A 26427-nucleotide genomic window follows, 5' to 3' on the forward strand; every position below is an offset into this window, starting at 1 on the left:
TTTAATTGAATATTAAATTAATTCCTAATTGTAAAGAAATATTATTTGTAGCTGCAATATCGTTAAATTGGGCAATATTATCAACCATTCCATAAAAATTAACTTTTCCTATTTGTGCAGAAAAACCAGCACCAATATTATAAAAAGAATAATCATCAACTGTATAAGTTAATTTTGCATGTAGTTTTTCTGAAAGTGATTTTTCGAAAAAACCTGTTAATGCTAATTGAGGCCCTAGAGGTCTAAAAACAGAGTATAATTGAACTCCCATAGCATTTCTATAAAAGTCTTTATACGTATTATCATAACATTCTTTGCTTCTTTTTTGGCCAAAGCTATATTTTAAAGATGCATTAAACTTAGTTGGTCTCCAAGAAATATATAAGTCTTGGTTATCTCCAGAAGGTACTTTTTCTTTAAAATCTTGATCTAATTCATTCCAATAGTTAGTAGAATTAGTTTCATCATAACCAAATTCTATACCATCAAAAGAATAACTTCCCTTAATAAAAGTGTTTTTTATATTTTTTTTATGTTTTATAAAACCTAAATCTGTAATACTACCTGTTAATTGTATTTGATTAGAAATATTATATGTAAAACCTGCATCTAAACCAATACCTAAATTAGAACCAAAAAAAGTATTCCCTAAATAAGTGCCTGTTTTGTCAATAAATTCATTGTCTTTAACCAATCCAGATGTTCTTAAATTTATGTCTACATTATTTAAATAGTGACTATAAATATTATTGGTACCATTTACTGTTGTAAAAGTTCCTGTATTATTGGTGCTTTCCATATTTAGAGCAGAAGAATATACTTTAAACCTACCTCCTATTGTAAATTTTTCATTTACATTTTTTGTTACACCAAAATGTAAAACACCTAAAGCATCAACTTTATAACGTATTTGAGAAAAGTTAAAATTTTTATTTAAATAAGCTGAATTACCTTCATTTAAAAGCGTTATTAAGTCTTTAGGATAATAAGATATTCCATCAAATTCTTGATAAAATCCAAAACTAAAATAAGTATCATCATTGTACCTAAAACCTCCGTTTAAAACTTCTAGTTGAAAATTAAATTTAACATGATCTCTTGTAGTTAATTTATTTAAAACATTAGCAATTTTATCGTTTATAGAAACATTATTATTGGCAAAAATATCTGTAACAGTAAACCCTGTTGATCCAAATTCTGAAGAAAAGCCTGATAATAAAGGGACACCAATATGAAATTTATAATTTGTTTCAGCTCCTGGGTTTAATAATAATGTTTGAGGTAACTCTGCAAAATTGTAGAGAATTTGTTTGTTTTGACTGATGCTATTTTTTAAAATAAAGAGAAATAATAGCGGTAAAAATCTTTTAATATTAAGCATCTGTATCAAGGTAGAATTTTAGTGATGATTTTAATTCTAATTCTTCTGTTCCATTTGGATCTATTGCTAACAATGGATCTTCTAATTGTACAGTAATTCTAACTTTAGAAGTGTTTTTAATATTTTGATTTGTATTAACAACAATCTCTTCTAAAAATTTATAGTCTAATGTATTTGCATTAATTCTAATTTCTTGAAAACGATGCGTAATTGAATTATTAGAATTTAAAAAATCTATTTGTAAGATAAATGCCCTATTATACTCATTTTTAATTTCTAAATTAAAATCTAGTTTTACCAGTTTATCTCTTAAATAACTATTTTGAAAAATTCTAAAATCTGTGATATCAGTTCTCTCAGTTTCTTGAATACCTGAAGAATTAAAAAACTGAAAAGGCAAAATTCTAAATGAAGTTAATGCTGCTGTAAATTCTGGTGTAGCACTATAATCGTTAATTTGATCAAAATCTAAATCATCTACACAAGAAACTGTTGTGAAGAATAAAAAAAGGAGTGGTAAAAATTTTTTAGAGGACATTTTATTGTTTTTTTTTAAACGTTAAAAAGTTAAATATATTGTTTTATTTCTAAAAGTGAAGATACTGATATAAAACTTTTATCATTTATAACTTTATCCTCGAAATTACAATGAATTGCTTTCATACCCACATTTATAGCTCCATTTATATCTGCTTCAACATTATCTCCAATCATAATAGAATTTACACTATTTGCATTTGCTAATTTTAAAGCGTGGGTAAAAACTTTAGGGTTTGGTTTCTTAACTCCCACAGATTCTGATGTAATTACTTTATTAAAATAATGATCTATTTTAGAATTCTGCAATTTTTTACTTTGAATTTCTTCAAAACCATTTGTAATAATATGTAACTGATATTTTTCTTTTAAATAATCTAAAATCTCAAAAGTGCCTTCAAAAAGATAATTAAAATCAGATAAATGATCTATATATTGTTCTGCAATTAAATCAATAACACCATCAGAAATTGTATAGTTAATTGCATCAAAAGTTTTCTTTAATCTACCATATCTTAATTCTGCTTTAGTTACTTTTTCTTCACGATATAGCTTCCAAAATTCAAAATTAATAGGTCTATAAACCTCTAAAAATGATTCTAAATTGGTATCAATATTATTTTTGTTAAATACTTTTTTAAAAGTTAAATCAGAATTTTTTTCAAAATCCCATAATGTATGATCTAAGTCAAAGAAAACATGTTGTATATTCATGCTATAAAAGTATAAATTAATAATAATAAATAAAGCTTTAGAGCGTTATATTTGCATTATCTAAACCAACTTTCTTGAGTAGTAAACTTAACGTTTTATTTTTATGTGGCTGGTACCCTTCTAGGGTTTTAACTACTAATGGCGATTTTATACAAAGACATGCAGAAGCTGTATCTTTAAAACATAATGTAACTGTTTTACACATTATTACAGATAAAAAAAGCAATAAAAATATTGAGCTTACTACAGAACTTATAAATGGAATAGAAACCCATATTGCCTATTTAAAATTTACAAAAAACCCAATAAAAAAAATACTTTACTTTAGAAAAGCGTTTCTTTTAATATTAAAAAAAATAGACAGTTTAGATATTGTACACTTAAATGAATTATTTCCTTTTGGCATTTTTAGTGTTTATTTAAAATGGTTTAAAAAAATTCCTTTTATAATTACAGAGCATTGGACTGATTATAAACACCCACTTTCAAATAAAATTTCTCTAACTCAGAAATTAATTTCTAAAGTAATTGCAAAAAATGCTTCTTTTATTTGCCCTGTTACTAAAGATTTAGAAAGTTCTATGATTCAGTTTGGACTAAAAGGAACTTATAATGTTGTAGAAAATGTAGTAGATACATCTTCTTTTTTTCCTAAAAATATTAATAATGACATTTTTTCTGTAGTTCATATTTCTAATATGGATGATCATCACAAAAATGTTTCTGGTATACTTAGAGTTGTATCTCTTCTTCAAAATAAAATTAATAATTTTCACTTTAAATTGATAGGAGCAAATGCTGATAAATATAAAGTTTTTGCCCAGGAATTAAGGATAAAAGAAAAGAACATTGAGTTTATAAATCAAATTCCACATGCTTTAGTCATTCAACATTTACAAGAAGCAAACTTATTTATTTTGTTTAGTAATTTTGAAAATTTACCTTGTGTAATTTTAGAGTCTTTTGCTTGCGGAACTCCAGTTATTTCTACTAATGTTGGTGGAATTAGTGAACATTTCCCAGAAAATTTTGGTAAATTAATTACTACTAAAGATGAAAGAAAATTAGAAGAAGAAATTCTTAATTATTATTACAACAAAAACAAAACTACTACTAAAGATGTAATGCACAACTATGTAAAATCTAATTTTAGTGAAGCCGTTATTGAACAAAAATTCACAAACCTGTATTATAAATCTATAAACAACTAATTTATGTGTGGTATTGCAGGTATAATTAATTTACATCAAAAAAAAGAAAACGCTCTGTCTTTAGAACAAATGACAAAAAGTTTAAAACATAGAGGACCAGATGATGAAGGTTATATGTTGTTTACTAATAAGTCTGAATTGTTTTTTGGTGATGATTCTCGTGTTAAAACACCTAATCATATAAAAACCGCTAACAACACTTCTTTTAAAGTTGGTTTTGGTTTTAGACAATTAAAAATAATAGATTTATCAGAAAAAAGTCATCAACCACTAACAGATGTATCTAATAATTTTTGGATAATTTTTAATGGTGAATTATACAACTACAAAGAAATTAAACACGAATTAGAAGGTTTAGGTCATCAATTTTTATCAGATTCAGATACAGAAGTAATATTAAACGCTTATAAAGAATGGGGCAAAAATGCACTTGATAAATTTAATGGAATGTTTGCTTTTGCTATTTTAGACACTATAAAAAATACTGTTTTTATTGCAAGAGATAGAATTGGCATAAAACCTCTTTACTTTTATAAAAACGAAACTAATTTTATTTTTGGAAGTAGTGTTCAATCTATTATTAAATCAAAATTATATCAACCAGAAATTAATTGGGAAAGTTTATGGCAAAATTTTAGATTTACTACTGCACAAAGACCTAATACTGTTTTTCAAGATATTTTAGCCTTAGAACCTGCACATCATTTTACTATAAATTTAAATAATAATTCTTTTAAAAAAGAACGCTATTGGGAAATACCAACCCAAACACAAGATTTTTCTTTAACCGAAAAACAAAGTAAAAATTTAATTGAAGAAAACTTATATAAAGCTGTTAATTATCGTTTAATTTCTGATGTAAATGTTGGTTCTTATATGAGTGGAGGCATTGATTCTTCCTTGATTTCTGTAATTGCTTCTAAAAGTAAACCTGATGTTAAAATATTAACCTTAGGTTTTGAAAACCTTAAAGGATTTGATGAAGTTGAATATGCTAAAGAAACTGCTAAACTGCATCAATTAAATCATATTATTGAGCATGCAAATGCAAAAGAAGCCTATAAAGATATAGAACAAGCTGTAATTGCTTACGAAGAACCTTATCATGTAATTGCTGTAAATTTAATGTTAGCTAAAATGGCTAAAAAGAATAAAACTACAGTTGTTTTAAGTGGTTTAGGAGGTGATGAACTTTTTGGTGGTTATGATGTTTATAAAAAAATACCTCTTTGGGAAAAATTAAGTAAAAACAAAAAATTGGTTAGCATTTTACCCAATGTTCATCAAAAAATTATAAAAGGAAAAAAAATTGCAGATTGCAACACTTTAGGTGAATACTATTCTCATTATTATACAAATTTTTATGATAATGAAATTGAAAATTTATTTTTAGATAAGAAATACAATACGAATTCTACTCTAGAAAATTTATATGCATCTAACAAGAATTTTACAGACACATTTGAAGCTATGAGTTTTTATAATTTAACTTCTTATATTGGCAATCATCAAATGAGGGCTTTAGATGCCACAACAATGGCGCATTCTATAGAAGGTAGATTTCCGCTTTTAGATCATAATTTTATTGAAGCTTCGTTTAAAATTCCGACGAAATATAAAATAAAGAATAACACACAAAAATATCTTTTAAAGGAAATTGCTAAAAAGCATCTTTCAAAAAAAGTAATGGAAATGCCAAAAAAAGGGTTGAGTACTCCTTTAAAAAGTTGGATAGAAACAGATTTAAAAGAATTTGTATTTGATACTTTAAATCAATTAAAAAATAGAAATATTTTTAATAATCAAGTAATTAAAGACATTGTAAAATCTAACAATGAGACCAAAATTTGGCAACTTGTATCTACAGAAATTTGGTTACAAAACTTTATTGACAAATAATGGAATTGATAAAAAACTACATATTAGGTTTTTTTAGTAGGTCTGGTAACTACGTATTTTCTGCAACTGTTTTTGCTAGAATTTTTTCTTTTATAGCTTCTTGGATAGCACTTAAATTAATTTCTAATGACGAATTAGGTGTTGTACTTTTTGCTTATAATATTATTGTTTTTTTAATACCTATTAGTGGTTTTGGCATTCATCAAAGTTTAATAAGATATGGGGCATTACAAAAAAGTAAAGAAGAAAAAAACAGTCTATTTTTATATGTTTTTAACAAAGGCCTTATAGCATCTGTAATACTAATATTATTAATAATAATTAGTAGTTTTTTTATCTCATTTAAATTTGAAAACACGCAATTATATGTAATAATTTTATCTTTTCTGATTCTTCCCTCTTTTTTATTCGAAATAGTTAGAGCTCAATTTAGACTTCAGCATAATAACAAATCTTTTGCTTACACAGAATTGGTACATAGTATAATTTTACTCTTATCTGTTTTTATACTAAGTTTTTTCTTTAAAGAAATGGGATATGCAATTGCGCTTTTAATTACTCCTTTAATAACTTCTATTCTTTTTATTAAAAAACTTAATATCAATTTTAAATCAAAAATAAAACTATCAATTACAGATTTTTCTTTTTGGAAATATGGCTTTTTTGCAAGCTTATCTAATGTATTAACTCAATTGTTATTTGTAATTGATATTTTATTAATTGGACATTTATTAGAAAATACAGAAATGGTAACTAATTACAGATACATTTCTTTAATTCCTTTTAGTTTGTTGTTTTTACCCAATGTGTTTATAGCTACAGACTTTGTTTCTTTTACAGAAAAAATTTACAACAAAGATCATATTATAAAATACATAAAAAGTTACATGCTTTTTTTCTTTATAATAAGTGGACTTTTATTGGTTTTTAGTTTCTTTTTTGCAGAATTTACGCTAAGTCTTTTAGACGCTAATTTTGTACAATTTGCTGATACATTTATTATTTTAATAATTGGTATTAGTGGTATTTATATTTTTAGAGGATTGTTTGGAAACCTACTTTCATCAATAGGAAAAGCACATGTAAATTACTACATAGCTAGTTTAGCTCTTGTTATAAACATTATAAGTAATTATTATTTAATTCCTAAATACGGAATAAAAGGTGCAGCAATAACCTCTGCAATATTAATGTGGTTTACAGGAATTCTTTCTGCTATACTTTTTGGAATTCTTTACAAAAACATTCTGTTAAAAGAGAAATAAGTTTCTACTTCTGCACCAAAGCTTTTGTAAAAAGAACCAATATTTGGCATATTACCTCCTTCAAAATCTAATACAAAATTAGAATTCTCATATTTCTTAATGATACTATTTAGTAAAAAACTAGAGGCTTGCAACTTTTTTCCATCATTTGTAAATGATGAAAACAAATATGTAATTCTATTATTAGATTTTAAAAAGAAACCTCCACCCAATAAAACCTCATCTTTAAAAACGCCTAAAACAAAACCTTTTTTATTATTTAGTACGTATTCTGAAAGTTTTTCTAATTTAACTTTAGAAAAACCTGAATAATTATAAAACTCTTCTTGAATTTTTATTAATGATAAAATAGATGTTTCTTTTAAAATCAATTCCTTCTTCTCTCCTACTTTAACTGCATGTTTTCTTCCTTTAGAAAAAGTTTTAAATTGATGAATAAAAGGTTCATTTAGTTTTAAAATATAATTCTTATTCTCAATCATATTATCATCAAAATGATTATTAGAATTAAAATTTAAAGTAACTTTTAAATATTTTTTTGGAATTTTATTAATAAATTTTCTTTGGGTTTCTTTTGATAAATTATCCAAAGAAAAAACACCTAATTGTTGGCATTGAAAAGGCTGTGTTATATATTTAACTCCATATTTTTTGCTCCATGGAATTGGCATTACAGCTTCATAATCACCAAAAACTAATACATCCCAATTATCAGCCACAATATCTAAATACCAAGAAAAAGCATAAATTCTAGATTGCACAGAATTTTCTATACAAGCATTATATTTTTCAATATCTAAATCTTTTCTTTTTATATATTGAATCATTTTATGAAGTAGCTATTTTAATCATAGAATCATACAACCTTTTCCATCCTTTCCACCTTAAATAATCACTTAAACTTTCGTTATGAAACAGTGTTATAAAAGTACCATTTACAGCTTTTACTTCATTTTTTAAATCTCTAATTCTTCCTAAAGATTGCCTTGGAGTAAGCTTCATATAATCATTTAAAGTTGTGTCCATTAAAGCAAATGGAAATACTTTTAAAGGTGTTTGTATTTCAAAATCTAAATCGTAAAAATAAAATGGTGTACAAGTACTTGCTCTAAAACCTACATTGCTTGCATACCCCATAGAATAATCTTCTTCTACTTCTAAATCTATTAAATTTTGATATGTATCTGGCAAACTAAATCTAAGATAATGTTGTCTAGATCTTTGAATAGGCATATTAATTATGTGCTCTAATCTTATTTTTTCTTTCTTTAATAATTCTGTATTATTCATGGTAAAATACGAAGGATGCAAACCTACTCTTGCATAATCTACCATTTCTTTAATAAGCAGTCTGTATTTATTTTTTGATGCAGAAACGTTGGTATCAAAAGTGGTATAATCTCCTATTAAAAAAAAGAAAATAGTTCTAATATCTTTTTCTTTTTTGATATCTAATATTTTTTGAAAGGTATCAAAAGGATCTTTCTTTATATTAAAAGTTACTGCAAAACGATTCCAAACATTTATTAATTTTAACTGAAACAAATCTTTAAAAAACCCACCAACACTTCTTACTAAACTTTTATATTTATATGCGTATGCATTATCAATATCAACTGTAGAAATATATTTATATTTTCTTGTTTTATATTCATAATCTGGAAACTTTTGCTTTAAGGCTTCTAAAAGTTTATATGCCCAAATATCTACTACTGGTTTTTCTAAAAAACGATATTTATATGCCAAACTTTGTTCTGCAGTATAGCGTCCATGAACATCTTTTACATGTGGTAAATATTCTTCGTATCTAGAAATTAAATAAAAACTTGCTGCAAATACATCATAAGGAACTGCAGATTTTGGTCCTGTTTTAAAAAAACAAGGTATATCATCCCATTTTTGAATAACAATTTCCATGTCATTTACACCTTGTTCAAACAATAAATCGTTGCTTTTTACAAAAAACTCGTTTCCTAATGGCGTTTTTGTATATGACATTTTAGGTCCATTAAAAGCAACAAACTCTTCTATTTTAGAGGTAAAATCTACAGGAATTAATAAGGTTCTTGTAAAAATATGCTTAAATATATAACGAACTCTTGGAGTAACTTTATGTGTGTAAACTAATAACATTTAGCGTGTAAAAATTTTACAGTATCGATTTTTGTTAATTACAAAACACCTTCATCTGCAAAGCTAAAATACGCTTTTTCAGTAATTATTAAATGATCTAAGAGTTTAATATCTAAAGTTACACCAGCTTCTTTTATTTTTTGAGTTAGTTGTTTATCTGCATTACTGGGTTGTAATTTTCCTGAAGGATGGTTATGACATACAACCATTGCAACAGATGTTAGCTCTAATGCTCTTTTAAACAACAACCTAACATCTACAACTGTTGCTGTTAAGCCTCCTTTACTAATTTGTTTTTTTGCTAAAACTTTGTTAGAGTTATTTAAAAATAACACCCAAAACTCTTCATGTTCAACATCACCTATTAGAGGTTGCATTAAATTAAAAACATCTTTACTACTGGTAATTTTAGGTTTTTCTAAAGCAGTTTCTAATTGTCTTCTTTTTCCTAATTCTAAAGCTGTAATTATAGCAATTGCTTTTGCTTCACCAATTCCTTTAAAATTGGTAAGTTTTTCTACAGATAATTTTGCAAGTTCATTAATGTTTCCTTCTACAGATTGTAGAATTCTTTTAGACAAACCAACAGCACTTTCTTCTCTATTTCCAGAACCAATAAGTATTGCAATTAACTCTGCATCAGAAAGTGATGTTTTTCCTTTTGCAACCAATTTTTCTCTTGGTCTATCATCTAAAGCCCAAGATTTAATGGTTAACTTTTCCATATTCTTTTTTTATAAAAATACGAAAATGAATCTAAAACTATAATTGATTTAAAAAACTTCTATATTGCTGGTTATTAGGATATAATTGTATTAACTTTTGTACAATGTTTTTAGCTTTATTTCTTTGATCTGATTTAGAATAAACATAAGCCAAAACATATAATAATCCTTCATTTGTTGGTTCAACTTTTAATCCAGCAATTACATATTTTTCGGCATTTTTATAATCTTGTTTTTTGTCAAACAATAAACCTAAATTATAGTAAACACGAATGTTTTTAGGCATAATTTTAGTTGCCTTTTTTAGTTGAATTATAGCATCATCTAATCTATTAATTTCTGCATATAATAAAGCTAAAGAATAATAAACTGGCCCAAACTCTGGCTCTTGCCTAATTACTTCTTTAAAAAGTTTCTTCTGCTTTTTCATATTGTTTATTATTATAATATAAAGTAGCTAAGTTTAACCTAATTTGATTGTTAATATTATCTATTTCTAAAGCACTTTCGTAACTTTCTATACCTTTTTGTAGGTTTCCTTTTTTAATATAATAATTTCCTTTTTTAATTCTTGCACCTACAAAATCTGCATTGGTTTTTAAGTGTGTAAAAAACTCTTTTTTAACTTTTTTATAGCTTTCTTTATATGCTTCAGGAATTTCTGATTCGGATACGTTTCCTAATCCAAAAAATGTTTTTATTCTAATACTTCTTTTAGGATCTTCTAATAATGGTAAAAAGTAAGAAGTATATTCTGATGTATTTACACTACTTAAAACATCTACACTGGCTCCTCTAACCAAAGCAGAATCATCATTTAAAAGTGATATATAATCTTGAACAAAATTTTGTGCGTTATAATTTGATAAAACTTTAGTAGCTGATGCTCTTACAATTTCTGGCTGATTTTTATCATGCATTAAATCAATTAACCCTTCATGTCCATTAGGTTGCATAGTAATTCCAGGTGCTAATTTTTCTGAAAAATGTATAGAGTCTACAGCTCCAAATAATTTAGTAAAATTTTTAGCTGCCCAAGCATCATCTTTGTCTTTATGACATCCAGAGCAAGCATTTGGTGTTCCATATTTTACACTTAAATCTGGTCTTGGCACTCTAAAACTATGATCTGGTCTAAAATCATTACCCATATAATATCTCCCTGGCATATGACAACTTACACATTTTGAAGATTCTGTATTTTGAGGATGAAAATGATGTTTTGGAGTGTCATACGTTTCTGGAACATGACATTGAGCACATAATTTATTTCCATCAAACTTTAGTTTTAATGAATGTGCATCATGACAATTAGTACAAGTAACATCATTTTGATACATTTTACTTTGTGTAAAAGATCCATAAACATAAACTTCATCTAAAATTTGTCCATCTGCTTGGTACAATCTTTCTTCTAATAATTGAGGATAATAATGATCTAACATAGTACCTTCAAAATTAAACGCTTCAGAGAATTGTTCTCTTCTCATATGGCATCTTGCACATTGATCTACCAATTGTTTAGGTTCTGTTTCTGTAGTCATTTGAAAACTACCACTTGCTACATACTGCTCTCCCATTTTTTCTACATCAGAAACATGTTGTTTTCCAGATCCATGGCAAGCTTCACAATTTACATTAATAATAGAGAATTCAGTATTATAGCTGTGTGTAGATTCATCATAATTCTTTCTAACATTTGTAGAGTGACAATCTGCACACATGTTATTCCAATTTAGACCTCCTCTAGACCAATGAAGCCACTCAGAATGTACCACTTTAAAATCTGGGTATAAATCGAACCATTTATTTTTAACAGAATCCCATGCAGTTCTTAAGCACTGATAATGTCCGTCAGGAAATTGAACTATATATTGTTGTAAAGGAGTAATTCCAAAAGTATACACAATTTTATAATCGTGATTTTTTCCATCTGGTCCATCTGTATTTACATAAAAATCATTTCCTTTTTTGTAAAACTTAGAAGTTACACCTTGACTGGTAAATTTTTTATTATTAAAATTTGCAAGAATGGTAGTACTATCTGCAATTTGCATTGCTTTATCATGATGAGAACCTTCCCATTTTTTAAATTGATCTTGATGACATTCTTTACATTTCTGATCTCCTAAAAAATGACTGTCTGGAATAATTTTTCCTGAAAGAAAAACACCTTTATCTTTTTCTACTTCTTTGTATGCTGTTTTTTTATCGCAAGAAGAAAAAGCAAAAACTATTAAAAAGAAAAAAGCACTAATTTTATAAAAAGACGAAATACTATTATTATATAATTTCACGAAATGTGTTTATTTTAATTGTAAAAAGTAAAATTAAAGTTTCTATACTCTAAAAAAAAAGATAATCATCAATTTTTCAAAAAAAGATAATCAAAAACAAGCTAAAAACTGAAAAACTCCTTTTATTGTTATTTGCATCAAAACTCTTTATATATTTGTGTTTTACATTCTATATTTTACATATGAAAATTATTATAGCTGGTGCTGGAGATGTTGGTTTTCACTTAGCTAAACTTCTATCTTACGAATCTCAAGATACTTACATCATAGATTTTGATGGAGACAAGCTTGAGTATCTTAATAATCATCTAGATGTTATTACTAAAAAAGGTGATGCTACATCAATTAAATTATTAAAAGAATTAGGTATAGATTCTGCTGATTTATTGATTGCAGTTACAGATAGTCAAAATACCAATTTTACAATTTCTGTTATTGGTAAATCTTTAGGAGCAAAAAAAACTATTGCTAGAATAGATAATTCTGAATTTTTAAATGATTGTGAAGTAGATTTCCAAAAATTTGGATTAGACTTTATGATTTCTCCTCAAGAATTAGCTGCTAACGAAATTAAAATGTTGTTAAATCAGTCTTCTTTTAATGATACTGTAGCTTTTGAAAGTGGTGTATTTAATGTAATGGGAACACCTTTAGCATATAATTCGCCAATTTTAGATTTAACAGTTAGTGAGGCAAAACAACAGTTTCCTAATGTTGATTTTATTACGATTGCTATTAAAAGACAGGGAGTTTCTCAAACAATAATACCTAGAGGAGATACTACATATCAACTTAATGACCAAGTATATTTTTGTGTACCAAATTATAGTATGAAAGACCTCTACCCTATAATTGGTAAAAAACAATTTACAATTAAAAATGTTATGATTCTTGGAGGTAGTAGTATTGGTAAAAAAACTGCTCGTAATCTTTGTAAAGACAATTTTAGAGTTAAATTGATAGAAAAAAACAGAACCAAAGCAGAGTTATTGGCAGAAGAACTTAATAATACTCTTGTTATAAATGGTGATGGTAGAGATTTAGAACTTTTAGAAGAAGAAAATATTAGAGAAACGGATGCTTTTATTGCAGTTACAGATAACTCTGAAACCAATATAATGTCTTGTTTAGTAGCAAAATCCAAAGGAGTTAAAAAAACTATTGCTTTGGTTGAAAACATGGATTATATTGATATCTCTCAAACTATTGGAATTCAATCTTTAATTAATAAAAAGCTAATTGCTGCAAGTAATATTTTTAGACATATTAGAGAAGGAGAAATTTTAGCATTGGCTAACTTACATAATATTGATGCAGAAGTTTTTGAATTTGAAGTTCAAGAAGGAGACAAAATAACCAAACAACCAATTAAAGATTTACGTTTTCCTAGAGAAGCCGTTTTTGGTGGAATAATTAGAAATGAAAAAGCAATTATTGCTACTGGAGAAGTACAAGTTAAAGTTGGAGATAAAGTAATTGTATTTTGTTTACCAGAAGCTATAAGTGAGGTTGAAAAGTTATTTAAATAAAAAATGGGCACTTTAAACACAAAAATAATATTTCGCTTTTTAGGTATTACAGCCATATTAAACGGATTATTTATGTTTATTGCCTACCCTTTTAGTGTTTATAATGATGAAAATGCTAAATGGGGAATATTAGGATCTGGAATTGTTACTATAATAGTTGGGCTTTTACTTTATTTTTTAAATAAACCTAAAAGCACAAATATTCAAAAAAAAGAAGGATATTTAATTGTGACTTTAGGTTGGTTAACCTTATCTATTACAGGTATGTTACCTTACTTACTTTCTGGTGCAATACCAGATATAAGTAATGCTTTTTTTGAAACAATTTCTGGATATTCTACAACAGGATCATCTATATTAACTGATATAGAATCCATGCCAAAAGGAATTTTATTTTGGAGAAGTGCAACTCATTGGATTGGTGGAATGGGTATCATTGTTCTAACCATTGCTATTTTACCTCTTTTAGGAATTGGTGGTATGCAATTATTTATGGCAGAAGCACCTGGACCTTCTGCAGATAAATTACATCCAAGAATTACAGACACTGCAAAACGTTTATATCTTATATATGTTTCTTTAACTTTAATACAGTTTTTATTATTAAAAGTCGCTGGTATGACTTGGTTTGATGCTATTAATCATGCTATGGCAACAATGAGTACAGGTGGTTTTTCAACAAAAAACAGTAGTGTTGCTTTTTATAACAACTTACCTTTTGCACAATACATAATAATTCTATTTATGTTAATTGCAGGAACTAATTTTGTACTTACATACTTTGCTTTAAAAGGTAAAATTCAAAGAGTTTTTCAAAGTGAAGAATTTAAGTATTATTTCTTTGGAATTATTGGTGTTGCTTCAATTGTTTCAGTAATTATTATATTTTTTCAAGATCCAAATTTACAAACTACAATTGAGCATCCAATGGTTTATGGAAAAGTAGAAAGTGCCATAAGACATTCTTTATTTATGGTTACATCTGTAGTAACCACCACAGGCTTTGTAACTGCAGACTTTACAATGTGGAGTTTCTTTGCTACTGGTATTTTCTTTGCTTTATTTTTTACAGGTGGTTCTGCAGGATCTACAAGTGGTGGAGTAAAAGTTGTTAGACATATAGTTATGTTAAAAAACAGTTTTTTGGAGTTTAAAAAAGCTTTACACCCTAATGCCATACTACCTGTAAGATATGATGGAAAATCTGTAAATAAATCTATTGTATTTAATATTCTCTCTTTCTTTATTATTTACATGTTAATCTTTATAATGTCTTCTGTTGTTCTTACTTTTTTTGGATTAGATTTTATTTCTGCTTTAGGTGCAGCAGCATCTTCTTTAGGTAACATTGGACCAGCAATAGGTTCTGTTAGTCCTGTTGATAGTTATGCTCATTTATCTATTGCTGCAAAATGGTTTTGTTCTTTTCTAATGCTAATTGGACGTTTAGAACTTTTTACTGTACTTATTTTATTTACACCATTCTTTTGGCGTAAAAACTAGAAACTTTTATAACAATTAATACTTTATTTAAAATGATAAAAAAAATTACTCTTTTACTTATCTTAACTTCTTTATTTTCTATTAAAAACACAAAAAGTCAAGATTTAGACTTAGTGTATAAAAATCTCGATTATATAAATAAACAATTTAGTTTGTATAATGATTATAATACTTATTGGGCTATAGATACCAAGTCAAAAGAATTTTATTGTTTTGACAAGTTTGGTAGTTATCATGGAAAAATATCTGAAATTATTATTGAAAAAAAAACAATAGATTCTGATATTTTAAATTTTAAATGCATTTCAGGAGATTGTTTAAGAGAATCAAATGCTACTACCCCAAATAAAAATAACTACTCAATGGGTTTAAGTAAAAACTTAGCATCAGTTATCGAAAAATTTGATGAAATAAGAATAGAATATGGAAACTATACAAAGTCTAATAATCACATTAATGTAAACAGGAACTCTTCAAGAAAATATTCTAACAACACCAAAGAAAACGTAAAAAATATTTTAAATAGATTAACAGAAATATTTAATACTGAAAATAAATACAAAAATAAATGGTTTGCTAATTGGGAGGAAAATTATATTTATGGTAAAACTAAAAACTGCGAAGTACATATACCATTAGGAAAACAGGTTACCATTGAAAAGACAGAAAAAGGATATAAATTCTTATCTGAAGAAAAATTAATAAGAGAAAAATGCACCAGTTTTAATAATTTAGTAAAAGTAACTTTCGAATACATTAATTCAGAAAACGCAAAGGAAGAAGTAGTCTACTTATTCAATGAAATACTTTTTTTAACTAAATAAACTAGTATTAATTCTTTGTTTTATTTATGTTATTTTAAAGATAAACAAAACTTCTTTATTTTAAAATTAACTAGTACTAAATACAGTTCTACAAGACTAACAAACTGCTTTTTACTTTTGTAGGGTTTAATACTGATGTGATGCAATAACACTTAATAATTAATAATATATGTTTAGAATCTTATATGATTTTAAACCCACAAAAAGCACAGGCTCAAAGTATAGAAGACCCTGGTTCTGGGTTTTAAAAAATATCTTTAAAAACTGTATTAAAACACCTCAATTATGAGGTGTTTTTTTTTTATTTAAACAATAAAATAGCTACATTTATTTTTCATGAAAACACAAACAAATTTTTTATCAAAAACTGCTGATGACAAGACCATAGTTTGGTTTGAGAACAGTAATGAATATATAATTTTAGAAAATACAACTGCAGATATTTTAAAAAGATTAAGCAAAGGTATTTCTGTAAATGAAATTGCAGAAGCTTTATCTAAAAAACTTTCTGTACCAAAAGAAAAAGCAATTGATTTTATTTTAGACTTAGAAAAAAGAGTTTACGAACCTAAAAACAATAAACTAGAAGAAATTATAAATGATTATAGAGATATAGAAATTCCTAAAGTATTTGAATTCACTAAATATTATAAAATTAATAACCTTATTTTTAAAGTATCCTTTTTAAGTGAAAAAGAACTATCATTAGTACATCCAAAGTTTTCACATTTAGTAATTGATAACTCTGATAAATTTGATGTAGAATTTGATGTTTTTATTAATAATAAATTTATATTTCTTTTTGTTGACCAGAAAATTATTGGTGCTTGGAATAACAAAAACATTCATTATTTTCAAGGTAAATTTTCGATGTTACTAATTCAAAAAATTCATCAAAAAGAAGAAGATGAATGGATGGGAGTATTTCACGCTTCAGCAGTAAGTAATGAAAAAAAATCAATCCTTTTTTTAGGTGACTCTGGAAATGGAAAAAGTACTTCTTTAGCTCTATTACAAGCTAATGGTTTTACTTGTTTAGCAGATGATTTTGTACCAATGGATGTTGAAAAAAGAGAAGTATATAGTTTTCCTTCTGCAATTTCTATAAAGAAAAATAGTTTAGAGACCTTATTACCCATTTATCCTGAATTAGAAACATCTGCAGAATATAATTTTAAAAGGTTAAATAAAATTGTACGTTATCTAAAACCAAACAATAAAAATTATTTTAGTCATTTACCTTGTAATGAACTTGTATTCATTAAATATGAAAAAAATTCAGACTTAATTTGCACAAAAATATCTAAAGTAGACGCATTTCAGCAATTGGTTCCAGATTCTTGGTTATCTCCAAAAAAAGAAAATGCACAAATATTTTTAGATTGGTTTGATTCTTTAACTTGTTACCAATTAACATATTCTAATAACAAAGAAATGATACAAACAGTTTCTAAAATATTTAATAATGAATTATAAAGAAACTTTATTTTTTGTAGGAAAATGTTTAACCATAAATCATGAAGAAAAAAACAAGGTTTTGGTTGAAGAAAAATTAAAATCTTTAGATGTAGATTGGGAATCTATTGTTAAAATTAGTACTGCTCACTTTGTTTTTCCTGCTTTATATTGTAATCTAAAAAAAGCTAATTTTCTTCATTATCTTCCTGAAGAACTTGTAAATTATATGATTCATATTACAGATTTAAATCGTGAAAGGAATCAGGAAATAATTGAGCAAGCTAAAGAAATTAACGACCTTTTACTTGCCAACAACATTACTCCTATTTTCTTAAAGGGCACAGGAAATCTATTAGAAGGATTATATGATGACATTGCAGAAAGAATGGTTGGTGATATAGATTTTCTTGTATCAGAAAATGACTTTTTAAAATCTGTAGAACTTTTAAAAAAAATAAATTATGAAAGGGTTTCTAAAGGTTTGGCTAGCCCAATTTTTCAAAAGCATTATCCTAGATTATTTAATAAAAATAAATTAGCTGCTGTAGAAGTTCATTTAAAAATAATTCGAGATAAATCTTCTTTATATTTTAGCTATGAAACATTAAATAAAAACTTTATCAAACAAAATAATTATACTTTCTTAAGTTTTAAGGATCAAATTACATTAACTACTTTAGCTATTCAACATAACGATTATGGGTATTATTATAAAAGTTTAAGTTTTAGAAATAGTTATGATCTTTTTTTATTGTCGTTAAAAGAAAACAATTTAAAATGCCTAAATAACAAGAATTTTTATAAATTATTAAATTCATATTTCTTAGTTTCAAATATTTTTTTTAATAGTAATATTATAAAATTTAAAAAAACTAATAGTTCAAAACTATATTATAAAATTTTGGAATTAAAATTAAAAAATTCCTTTTTTAATAAATTACATACAAATATTTGGAAATTATTATTATTTATTCGTAGAAATTATCTTGGTACAATTAGGTTTATTATGAAAAGAAAATTTAGAAAATATTACCTTAAACGAATATTTTCTTAACCTCCTCAAAATCTAATCCTCCATAATTACCAGAACTCATTAAAACAACTGCTTTGTTATTTAAATCCTGAGTAAAAAGAAAATCTTTAAATTCTTTTGGATTTGTATAAATAATCAAATCATCTCGCTCAAATGCATTTGCTATCTGTTGTTCTGTAACCTCTTCTAATTGCTTAATTTTTACTGCATGAGGAGAATAAAAAACAACAGCTTTATCTGCTGCATTTAAAGCTCCTTTATATTCCGCTAAAAACTCTGCATTTAAACTAGAATACGTATGCAGTTCTAAACATGCCAAAACAGTTCTTTCTGAATATTGTTCTTTAATTGCCTTTGTTGTAGCTTCAACCTTACTAGGAGAATGTGCAAAATCTTTAAAAATTACTGTAGAATCATTTTCAGCAATTTTTTCTAAACGTTTACTTGCTCCTGCAAAACTTGCAATTGCTTCATAAAAATCGTCTTCATCAATTCCCATGTGTTGACAAATCCATTTTGCACCTGCTAAATTTTGTAAATTGTGTTTTCCAAAAACTTCTAAAGGCAGATCTCCTTCTTCTGTTTCTAAAAAAGTAATTCCATTTTCAATAAAATATTTTGGAGTTGAATATGGGTATTTTTTTATATGGTTTTCTGAAGATTCTACAACATCTTTAACAATTGTATCTTCTTCATTATAAACCATCATTCCTCCATTAGTTAAAGAATCTGTAAAGATTTTAAATTGCTCTACATAACCATCAAAAGTTGGAAAAACATTAATATGATCCCAAGCAATACCACTTAATAAAGCAATATTTGGTTTGTATAAATGAAATTTAGGACGCATATCTATTGGCGAACTCAAATACTCATCACCCTCTAAAACAATAAAATCATTTTCTTCTGTTAAATGAACCATCGTTTCAAAACCTTCTAATTGTGCTCCTACCATATAATCTACTTCTTTTTCATGGTATTTTAACACATGTAAAATCATAGAAGTTATAGTAGTTTTTCCATGAGAACCTCCAATAACTACTCTTGTTTTATCTTTAGATTGCTCATATAAAAATTCGGGATAAGAATAAATTTTTAATCCTAATTCTTGTGCTTTTAACAATTCTGGATTGTCTTTTTTAGCATGCATTCCTAAAATAATTACATCTAAATTAGAAGATATTTTTTCTGGAAACCACCCAAATTCTACAGGTAATAACCCATACTTTTCTAAACGAGATTTAGAAGGATCATGAATTGTATCATCACTTCCAGAAATTTGGTATCCTTTTTGGTGTAAAGCAATTGCTAAGTTGTGCATTGCACTTCCACCAATAGCAATAAAATGAATTTTCATTTAACAAAATTTTAAAAAGTAAAAATACAAAAGCTTTGTACAATATAAAGTATCTTTAGAACGAAACTCAATTAAAAAATAGTTTTATGCAGTGTAACAACTCATTAACTTTTTTAAGATTGATATACATGTGCTTTAAAAGCATAAAATTTATTGATTATGAAAAAAATTACAACAACTTTATTAATGATTATAGCATTCTCTTCTTTATCTAAAGCTCAAAACACCTTTAAAGGCCTTTGGTTAGAAGTTGAAAAACTAGAAGTTGAAAACTTACCTAAATCTGCTTTAACAATTGTAGATAATATTTATTTAAAAGCAGAGAAAGCAAAAAACACTCCACAAATTATTAAAGCACTTTTTTATAAAAGTAAATTTTCTATCATTTTAGAAGAAGATGCACAATTAAAAATTATAAATAATTTTAAAAAGCACATTTCTACAAGTAAATTTCCTACTAAAAATGTTTTAGAAAACGTTTTAGCCAATTTATATTGGCAATATTTTACTCAAAATAGATATAAATTTTACAAAAGAACTAAAACCAATAAAAAAATAAATAATAACGATTTTAGAACTTGGGATTTAGATACTTTGTTTGAAGAAATTCATTGTCATTTTAATAACTCTTTACAGAATTCAGAATTACTACAAAAAACAAGTATTCATGATTTTTCTGACATATTAAATATTCAAAAAGACACAAAAAAATACAGACCCACTTTATACGATTTCTTAGCAAACAATGCTTTAGAGTTTTATAAATCCTCAGAAACATCAATTACAAGACCTTCTTACAGATTTAAAATTGATAATCCTTCTTTTTTAAGTGATTACAAATCTTTTTCTAAGCTAAATCTTGTAACAAAAGATAAACTGTCTTTACAATTCCATGCTTTAAAAATCTATCAAAAATTAATTCAATTTCATTTAAAAGAAAATAACTTAAATGCTTTGGTTGATATTGATATTCACAGATTAAAATTTGTACATCAAAATGCAACTTTTAATAATAAAGAAACTGTATTTCTAGCAACCTTAAACTCATCAAAAAACAAATTTGATAAAAATGAAGTTAGCGGAATTTATGCTTTTGAAATCGCTAAAATTCACAGAAACAAAACAGAAAACAAACTTGCAATTTCTATCTGTGATAAAATAATTAAACAATTCCCCAAAAGTATAGGTGCAAAAAACTGTACAATTCTTAAGAATCAAATTGAAGAAAAATCGCTTTCTATTACTGCAGAAAAACACATTCCTATTAACACAAATTCTTTGTTATTAGTAAATTATAAAAACATTAATAAACTTTATTTCAGTGCTTACAAAGTAACTTCTAAACAAATAAAAGCTCTTAACAAACTTTATAAGCAAGAAGAAAAAATCAAAATGATTTCTTCTCTAAATAAAACGCATAATTGGAAATCAACGTTAAGAAATGAAAAAGACTATTTACAACACACAACAGAAATAATTCTTCCAAAATTTGAAAATGGTGAGTATTTAATTGTTACCTCAGAAAATGAAGAATTAAAAGAAGGTTTTATTTACGGAACAACTTTTATACAAGCAACAAACTTAACTCTGATAGAAAATAGTTTTAATGACAAACATAATTATCAAATAGTAAATAGAAATAATGGTAAACCTGTTAAAAAGGCTACTATTAACCTAAAAAACAATAGTAATCATGAGGATACTTACATTAATAAAACCTTAATTACTAACAAAAATGGATTTGCATCTTTTAAAAACAGAAAATATTATAATAATGTAGAAATTACTGTAAAAACTAAAAATGATATTGCAACATTTGGCAACTATTATCTTTCAAAAAATTACTCTTATAACAGAAATAGAAATAAATATGCTGAAAATAAAACGTTTTTATTTACAGACAGAAGCATTTATAGACCAGGACAAACAATATATTTTAAAGGTATTGCCATAGAAACTCATAAAGGAAAATCTACAATTGTAACTAATCAAAATGTAACAATTAGCTTAAAAGATGTTAACAGACAAGAGATAAAAGAACTAGAATTAAAAACAAACGAGTTTGGTTCATTTACTGGAGAATTTATTATTCCAAATAATGGATTAACAGGTAATTTTATACTAGAAAGCAATTTAGATTTTTTTACAAATTCTATATATATTTCTGTTGAAGAATATAAAAGACCAAAATTTAACTCAGATTTTAAACCAATTACAGATAGCTATAAACTAAACGATTCTATAACAGTAAATGGTTTTGCTAAAGCTTTTTCTGGCGCAAATATTACAGATGCCACTGTAGTTTATAGAGTTTACAGAAAAGTACAATACCCAAGTTGGTTTTATTGGAGAAAACCTAATTTTATTTCTACTGCCCAAGAAATAACTCATGGTGAAACTATAACAAATGAAAAAGGAGAATTCGATATTATCTTTAAAGCAATTCCTGATGAAAGTGTTTCAAAAGAAAACTTACCTGTTTTTACTTATGAAATCACTGCAGATGTAACTGATATAAATGGTGAAACAAGAAGTGCTAAAACAGATGTGAAAATTGGCTATCATAGCTTACTTGCTACTATTTTAATTGATGACAAAATTGATAAAACAAAAAAAGAAACAACTTTAAAAATAGATACAAAAAACTTAAATAAAGAGTTTGTGCCTGCAAAAGGTAACATCAAAATATACAAATTACAAGCTCCCAAAAAGCCTTTAAGAAAAAGACCTTGGGCAATACCAGATTATCAAGATATTTCAGAAAATGAGTTTAGAAAATTGTTTCCTCATGAAGTTTATACTAAAAATGAATCTGATGAAAGTAATTGGATAAAAGGAAATCTAGTTTTTAATACAGAATTTAATACCGAAAATTCTAAAGAGGTAATTTTAAAAAATACTAACAAATGGATTTCAGGAAAATACATAGTTGTTTTAGAAAGTGAAGATAAATTTGGACAAAAAGTAAAAGATGAACAACGATTTTTACTTTATTCCGTTAAAGAAAAAAAGATAACAGACAATAAACTTTTTACTATAAATACAGATAAAACACTCTATAAAATTGGTGATGAAGTTGAATTAACAATTGGCTCTGCTTCAAAAGATATTTCTGTAACAGTTCAAATAGAAAAAAATCATAAAATTATTGAAACTTGTTTATTTATATTAAACAACAATACAAAAACCATAAAAATACCTGTAGAAAAAGAAGATTTAGGTGGTTTTGCTGTTAAATACCACTATGTAAATTATAATTATTTTAATAGTGGAACCTTGTTAATTAATGTTCCTGAAAAAATAGAAACAATAAATATTGAAACTAATATTTTTAGAGATAAATTACAACCAGGTGAAGATGAAACTTGGAGTTTCACTATAAAAAATGATAAAAACAATGCTATTGCTGCAGAAGTTTTAGCATCTATTTATGATGCTTCTTTAGATGCTTTTACATCTCATAATTGGTATTTTAATCCAATAAAACCTAAATCAACTTACTATTCTTATGCTGTTAGTAATGCTTATAAAAGTTTTAAAACTACAAAGTTTAACATTTTAAATAATCGAAAAAGACATTATGGTTTTTTTGAAAATTCTTATAATTCTTATAATTGGTTTGGGTTTTCATTAAATGGTAACAGATGGCAGTATCAACAATATTTAAGAGAAACTGAAAGAAAAATAAATAGATCTAGAAAAGATTTTGATGGTTTACTAACAGGTTTTGTTGCAGATAATGATGGAAATCCATTACCTGGTGTTTCAATAGTTATTAAGGATACTAAATTTGGAACTGAAACAGATTTTGATGGTAATTATTCAATTAAAATTAAAAAAGGAGACGTCTTAATTTTTCGTTATTTAGGATATAAACCTAACTTATTTACAATAAATGATCAAACAAATTTAGATGTTGCATTAGAAGAAGATTCAAATCAATTAGATGAAGTGGTTGTAGTTGGTTATGGAACATCTAGAAAAAAAAGAAAAGCAAGTAGGATAGCAAGAACTTTAAAAGGTAAAGCTGCAGGAGTTCAAAAAATGATGGTTGCAGATTCTAAAACATTTGAAGTTGAAGAAACTATTATAGAATCTACAGAAACTGATGAAAGTGATCTTTTTGAGTATGAAGATGAGTTAAAGACTTCTTTAAATGGTATTAAAGCACGTAAAAACTTTAACGAAACAGCCTTCTTTTTTCCTCAATTAAGAACAGATAAAGACGGTAAAGTTAGTTTTTCTTTTACAATGCCAGAAGCATTAACAAGATGGAAATTACAACTTTTAGCACATACTAAAGAGTTAAAATCTAGTACAAAAACATTACAAACTGTTACTCAAAAAGAGTTAATGATAGTTCCAAATGCACCAAGATTTTTAAGAGAAGGAGATAAAATTACTTTGAGTGCAAAAATTACCAATCTAACAAACAACACTTTAAGTGGATTTGCAAAATTAATTTTAAATGATGCAATTACAGGAAAAGAAATTAATACTGAATTAGATAATTTAAATTCTAATAAAAACTTTACAGTTGACAAAGAAGGAAATACAAATGTTTCTTGGCAATTATCAATTCCAGAAACTGTGCAGGCTGTTCAATATAAAATTGTAGCAAAAGCTGGTGATTTTTCTGATGGAGAACAAAATGTTTTACCAGTTTTATCTAACAGAATGTTGGTTACAGAAACATTACCAATGTGGATTCGCTCTAATCAAACCAAAACTTTTACGTTAGATAAGTTAAAAAACAATACTTCTTCAACATTAAAAAATCATAAGTTAACGTTAGAAATGACATCTAACCCTGTTTGGTATGCAATTCAGTCTTTACCTTATTTAATGGAGTATCCTTATGAATGTGCAGAACAAACCTTTTCTAGATATTATGCAAATACTTTGGCAAGTTTTGTAGCAAATTCAAACCCTAGAATTCAAGAAGTATTTAATACTTGGAAATCTTCAGATGCATTGTTATCTAATTTAGAAAAAAATCAAGAATTAAAATCTTTAATTATTCAAGAAACTCCTTGGTTAAGAGATGCACAATCAGAAACAGAACAAAAGAAAAGAATTGCTTTATTATTCGATTTAAATAAAATGAAAAATGAGCAAGATAAAGCCATCAATAAATTAAAAGATATTCAAATGAATTCTGGTGGATTTCCTTGGTTTAAAGGAAGTAGATATCCAAGTACATTTATTACTCAACATATTGCAACAGGTTTTGGTCATCTACAAAAATTAGGTGTTACAAACTTTGACAATTCAACTCAAAAAATGATTAAAAAATCTGTTCACTTTTTAGATAATGAACTGGTAAAACAATACAATAAATTGTTAGAAAGAGCTTCCGAAATCAAAGAAATAGCTAAAACCAAGAAAAAAGGAGAAAAAGCTTACAGAGATTATTTGGCAAAAAACAACTTAGATTATTTTAACATTCAGTATTTATATATGCGTAGTTTTTATACTGATTTAGCAATGAATAATGATGTAAAAAGTGCAGTTAGTTACTATCAAAATCAAACAGAAAAATATTGGAACGATTACAATTTATATGCTAAAGGACAAATTGCATTGTCTTTATTTAGAAGTGATAAAAAACAAACATCAAACAAAATTTTAAAGTCGTTAAAAGAAAATAGTATTACTTCTGATGAATTAGGAATGTACTGGAAATCTAATACAGCTGGTTACTATTATTATCAAGCACCAATAGAAACCCAAGCTTTACTAATTGAAACTTTTTCTGAAATAGAAAACGATACTAAAACCATAGATAATTTAAAAGTTTGGTTACTTAAAAACAAGCAAACTAATAGATGGAAAACCACCAAAGCAACCACAGAGGCTGTTTATGCTTTATTGTTAAATGGAAGCGATTGGATTTCAGTTACTGAAATGGTAGACATTCAATTAGGAAATCAGAAAATAAATCCTTTAGAAATGAAAGATGTAAAAGTTGAAGCTGGATCTGGCTATTTTAAAACTTCTTGGAATGGAAATGATATTAAAAAAGAAATGGCTAATGTAACCATCAATAAAAAAGGAAATGGAATTGCTTGGGGAAGCTTGTATTGGCAATATTTTGAAGATTTAGACAAAATTACATCTGCAGAAACACCTCTTAAATTAAATAAAAAACTATTCTTAAAAGTTAATTCTGATAAAGGCAAAACACTAAAAGAAATTACGGATAAATCTCAACTAAAAGTTGGCGATTTAATTACAGTTCGTATAGAATTAAGAAGTGATAGAAACATGGAATTCATTCATATGAAAGACATGAGAGCTTCAGGTGTAGAGCCTGTAAATGTTCTTTCTAAATACAAATGGCAAGACAATTTGGGTTATTATGAAAGTACTAAAGATGCTGCAACCAATTTCTTTTTTGATCGTTTACCAAAAGGAGTTTATGTGTTTGAATATGATGTTCGAGTAAATAATGCAGGTAATTTTAGTAATGGAATAACAACAATACAAAGTATGTATGCACCAGAATTTAGTAGTCATTCAAAAGGTGTAAGAATACAAGTAAAATAAAAAAATGTAATT

At 26.2% G+C, this 26427-nt stretch carries 18 protein-coding genes; 9 read left to right on the forward strand and 9 right to left on the reverse strand.

Annotation, left to right across the window (positions count from 1 at the left end):
* Window position 1: 1 nt before the first annotated feature.
* From MPF13_RS07365 to MPF13_RS07375, 3 genes are read right to left on the reverse strand one after another with little or no spacing between them, the layout of a single operon-like run.
* A complete protein-coding gene (locus MPF13_RS07365; protein ID WP_249981711.1) occupies window positions 2-1381 on the reverse strand; it encodes a DUF5723 family protein in 1380 nt (459 codons plus the stop codon).
* Entirely contained in the window at window positions 1374-1919 is a 546-nt protein-coding gene (locus MPF13_RS07370; RefSeq protein WP_249981712.1) for a hypothetical protein, read from the reverse strand. The genes MPF13_RS07365 and MPF13_RS07370 overlap by 8 nt, the downstream gene beginning before the upstream one ends.
* A 29-nt stretch (window positions 1920-1948) precedes the next feature.
* Window positions 1949-2632, reverse strand: a complete 684-nt coding sequence (locus MPF13_RS07375) for a YjjG family noncanonical pyrimidine nucleotidase (RefSeq protein WP_249981713.1) — start codon at window positions 2630-2632, stop codon at window positions 1949-1951.
* Window positions 2633-2706: 74 nt separating this feature from the next.
* Between MPF13_RS07375 and MPF13_RS07380 the strand changes: the two genes are divergently transcribed.
* Genes MPF13_RS07380 through MPF13_RS07390 form a run of 3 tightly spaced genes read left to right on the forward strand, consistent with a single transcriptional unit; the run spans window position 2707 to window position 7007 of the window.
* Window positions 2707-3843, forward strand: coding sequence for a glycosyltransferase family 4 protein (locus tag MPF13_RS07380; RefSeq protein WP_249981714.1), 1137 nt, complete (start codon window positions 2707-2709; stop codon window positions 3841-3843).
* Between the two features lie 3 nt (window positions 3844-3846).
* Window positions 3847-5742 carry an asparagine synthase (glutamine-hydrolyzing) gene (gene asnB, locus MPF13_RS07385; RefSeq protein ID WP_249981715.1) on the forward strand — a complete coding sequence of 632 codons (1896 nt, stop codon included), beginning with the start codon at window positions 3847-3849 and terminating at the stop codon, window positions 5740-5742.
* The gene (locus MPF13_RS07390; protein WP_249981716.1) at window positions 5742-7007 is read left to right on the forward strand and encodes an oligosaccharide flippase family protein; all 1266 of its coding nucleotides are present in this window, start codon (window positions 5742-5744) and stop codon (window positions 7005-7007) included. Before asnB ends, MPF13_RS07390 begins: the two co-directional genes overlap by 1 nt.
* Here the strand turns inward: MPF13_RS07390 and MPF13_RS07395 are convergent.
* Genes MPF13_RS07395 through MPF13_RS07415 form a run of 5 tightly spaced genes read right to left on the reverse strand, consistent with a single transcriptional unit; the run spans window position 6977 to window position 12162 of the window.
* A complete protein-coding gene (locus MPF13_RS07395; protein ID WP_249981717.1) occupies window positions 6977-7834 on the reverse strand; it encodes a GNAT family N-acetyltransferase in 858 nt (285 codons plus the stop codon). The two genes, MPF13_RS07390 and MPF13_RS07395, sit on opposite strands and share 31 nt — an antisense overlap.
* 1 nt (window position 7835) lies before the next feature.
* On the reverse strand, window positions 7836-9140 hold the full coding sequence (locus MPF13_RS07400; protein ID WP_249981718.1) for a polysaccharide deacetylase family protein: 1305 nt from the start codon (window positions 9138-9140) through the stop codon (window positions 7836-7838).
* Between the two features lie 38 nt (window positions 9141-9178).
* Window positions 9179-9865 carry a RadC family protein gene (gene radC / locus MPF13_RS07405; RefSeq protein ID WP_249981719.1) on the reverse strand — a complete coding sequence of 229 codons (687 nt, stop codon included), beginning with the start codon at window positions 9863-9865 and terminating at the stop codon, window positions 9179-9181.
* A 37-nt stretch (window positions 9866-9902) separates the two neighbouring features.
* Window positions 9903-10295, reverse strand: coding sequence for a tetratricopeptide repeat protein (locus MPF13_RS07410; RefSeq protein ID WP_249981720.1), 393 nt, complete (start codon window positions 10293-10295; stop codon window positions 9903-9905).
* The gene (locus MPF13_RS07415) at window positions 10270-12162 is read right to left on the reverse strand and encodes a multiheme c-type cytochrome (RefSeq protein WP_249981721.1); all 1893 of its coding nucleotides are present in this window, start codon (window positions 12160-12162) and stop codon (window positions 10270-10272) included. Before MPF13_RS07415 ends, MPF13_RS07410 begins: the two co-directional genes overlap by 26 nt.
* 182 nt (window positions 12163-12344) lie before the next feature.
* On the opposite strand from MPF13_RS07415, the gene trkA reads away from it, so the two are divergent.
* The 5 genes from trkA (at window position 12345) to MPF13_RS07440 (ending at window position 18530) form a co-directional block, all read left to right on the forward strand.
* A complete protein-coding gene (gene trkA, locus MPF13_RS07420; protein WP_249981722.1) occupies window positions 12345-13691 on the forward strand; it encodes a Trk system potassium transporter TrkA in 1347 nt (448 codons plus the stop codon).
* Window positions 13692-13694: 3 nt separating this feature from the next.
* Window positions 13695-15194, forward strand: a complete 1500-nt coding sequence (locus tag MPF13_RS07425) for a TrkH family potassium uptake protein (RefSeq protein WP_249981723.1) — start codon at window positions 13695-13697, stop codon at window positions 15192-15194.
* Between the two features lie 32 nt (window positions 15195-15226).
* Complete coding sequence (locus MPF13_RS07430) at window positions 15227-16018, forward strand: hypothetical protein (RefSeq protein ID WP_249981724.1); 792 nt, start codon at window positions 15227-15229, stop codon at window positions 16016-16018.
* Window positions 16019-16354: 336 nt separating this feature from the next.
* The gene (locus MPF13_RS07435; protein WP_249981725.1) at window positions 16355-17494 is read left to right on the forward strand and encodes a hypothetical protein; all 1140 of its coding nucleotides are present in this window, start codon (window positions 16355-16357) and stop codon (window positions 17492-17494) included.
* A complete protein-coding gene (locus MPF13_RS07440) occupies window positions 17484-18530 on the forward strand; it encodes a nucleotidyltransferase family protein (protein WP_249981726.1) in 1047 nt (348 codons plus the stop codon). The genes MPF13_RS07435 and MPF13_RS07440 overlap by 11 nt, the downstream gene beginning before the upstream one ends.
* On the opposite strand, the gene MPF13_RS07445 is transcribed toward MPF13_RS07440, so the two are convergent.
* The gene (locus tag MPF13_RS07445) at window positions 18511-19866 is read right to left on the reverse strand and encodes a UDP-N-acetylmuramate--L-alanine ligase (RefSeq protein ID WP_249981727.1); all 1356 of its coding nucleotides are present in this window, start codon (window positions 19864-19866) and stop codon (window positions 18511-18513) included. The two genes, MPF13_RS07440 and MPF13_RS07445, sit on opposite strands and share 20 nt — an antisense overlap.
* A 159-nt stretch (window positions 19867-20025) precedes the next feature.
* Here MPF13_RS07445 and MPF13_RS07450 point away from each other — a divergent pair, with 159 nt between their 5' ends.
* Entirely contained in the window at window positions 20026-26415 is a 6390-nt protein-coding gene (locus MPF13_RS07450) for an alpha-2-macroglobulin family protein (protein ID WP_249981728.1), read from the forward strand.
* The last annotated feature ends 12 nt before the right edge of the window (window positions 26416-26427 follow it).

Source organism: Polaribacter sp. Z022, from assembly GCF_023555495.1.
Classification (GTDB): Bacteria; Bacteroidota; Bacteroidia; order Flavobacteriales; family Flavobacteriaceae; genus Polaribacter.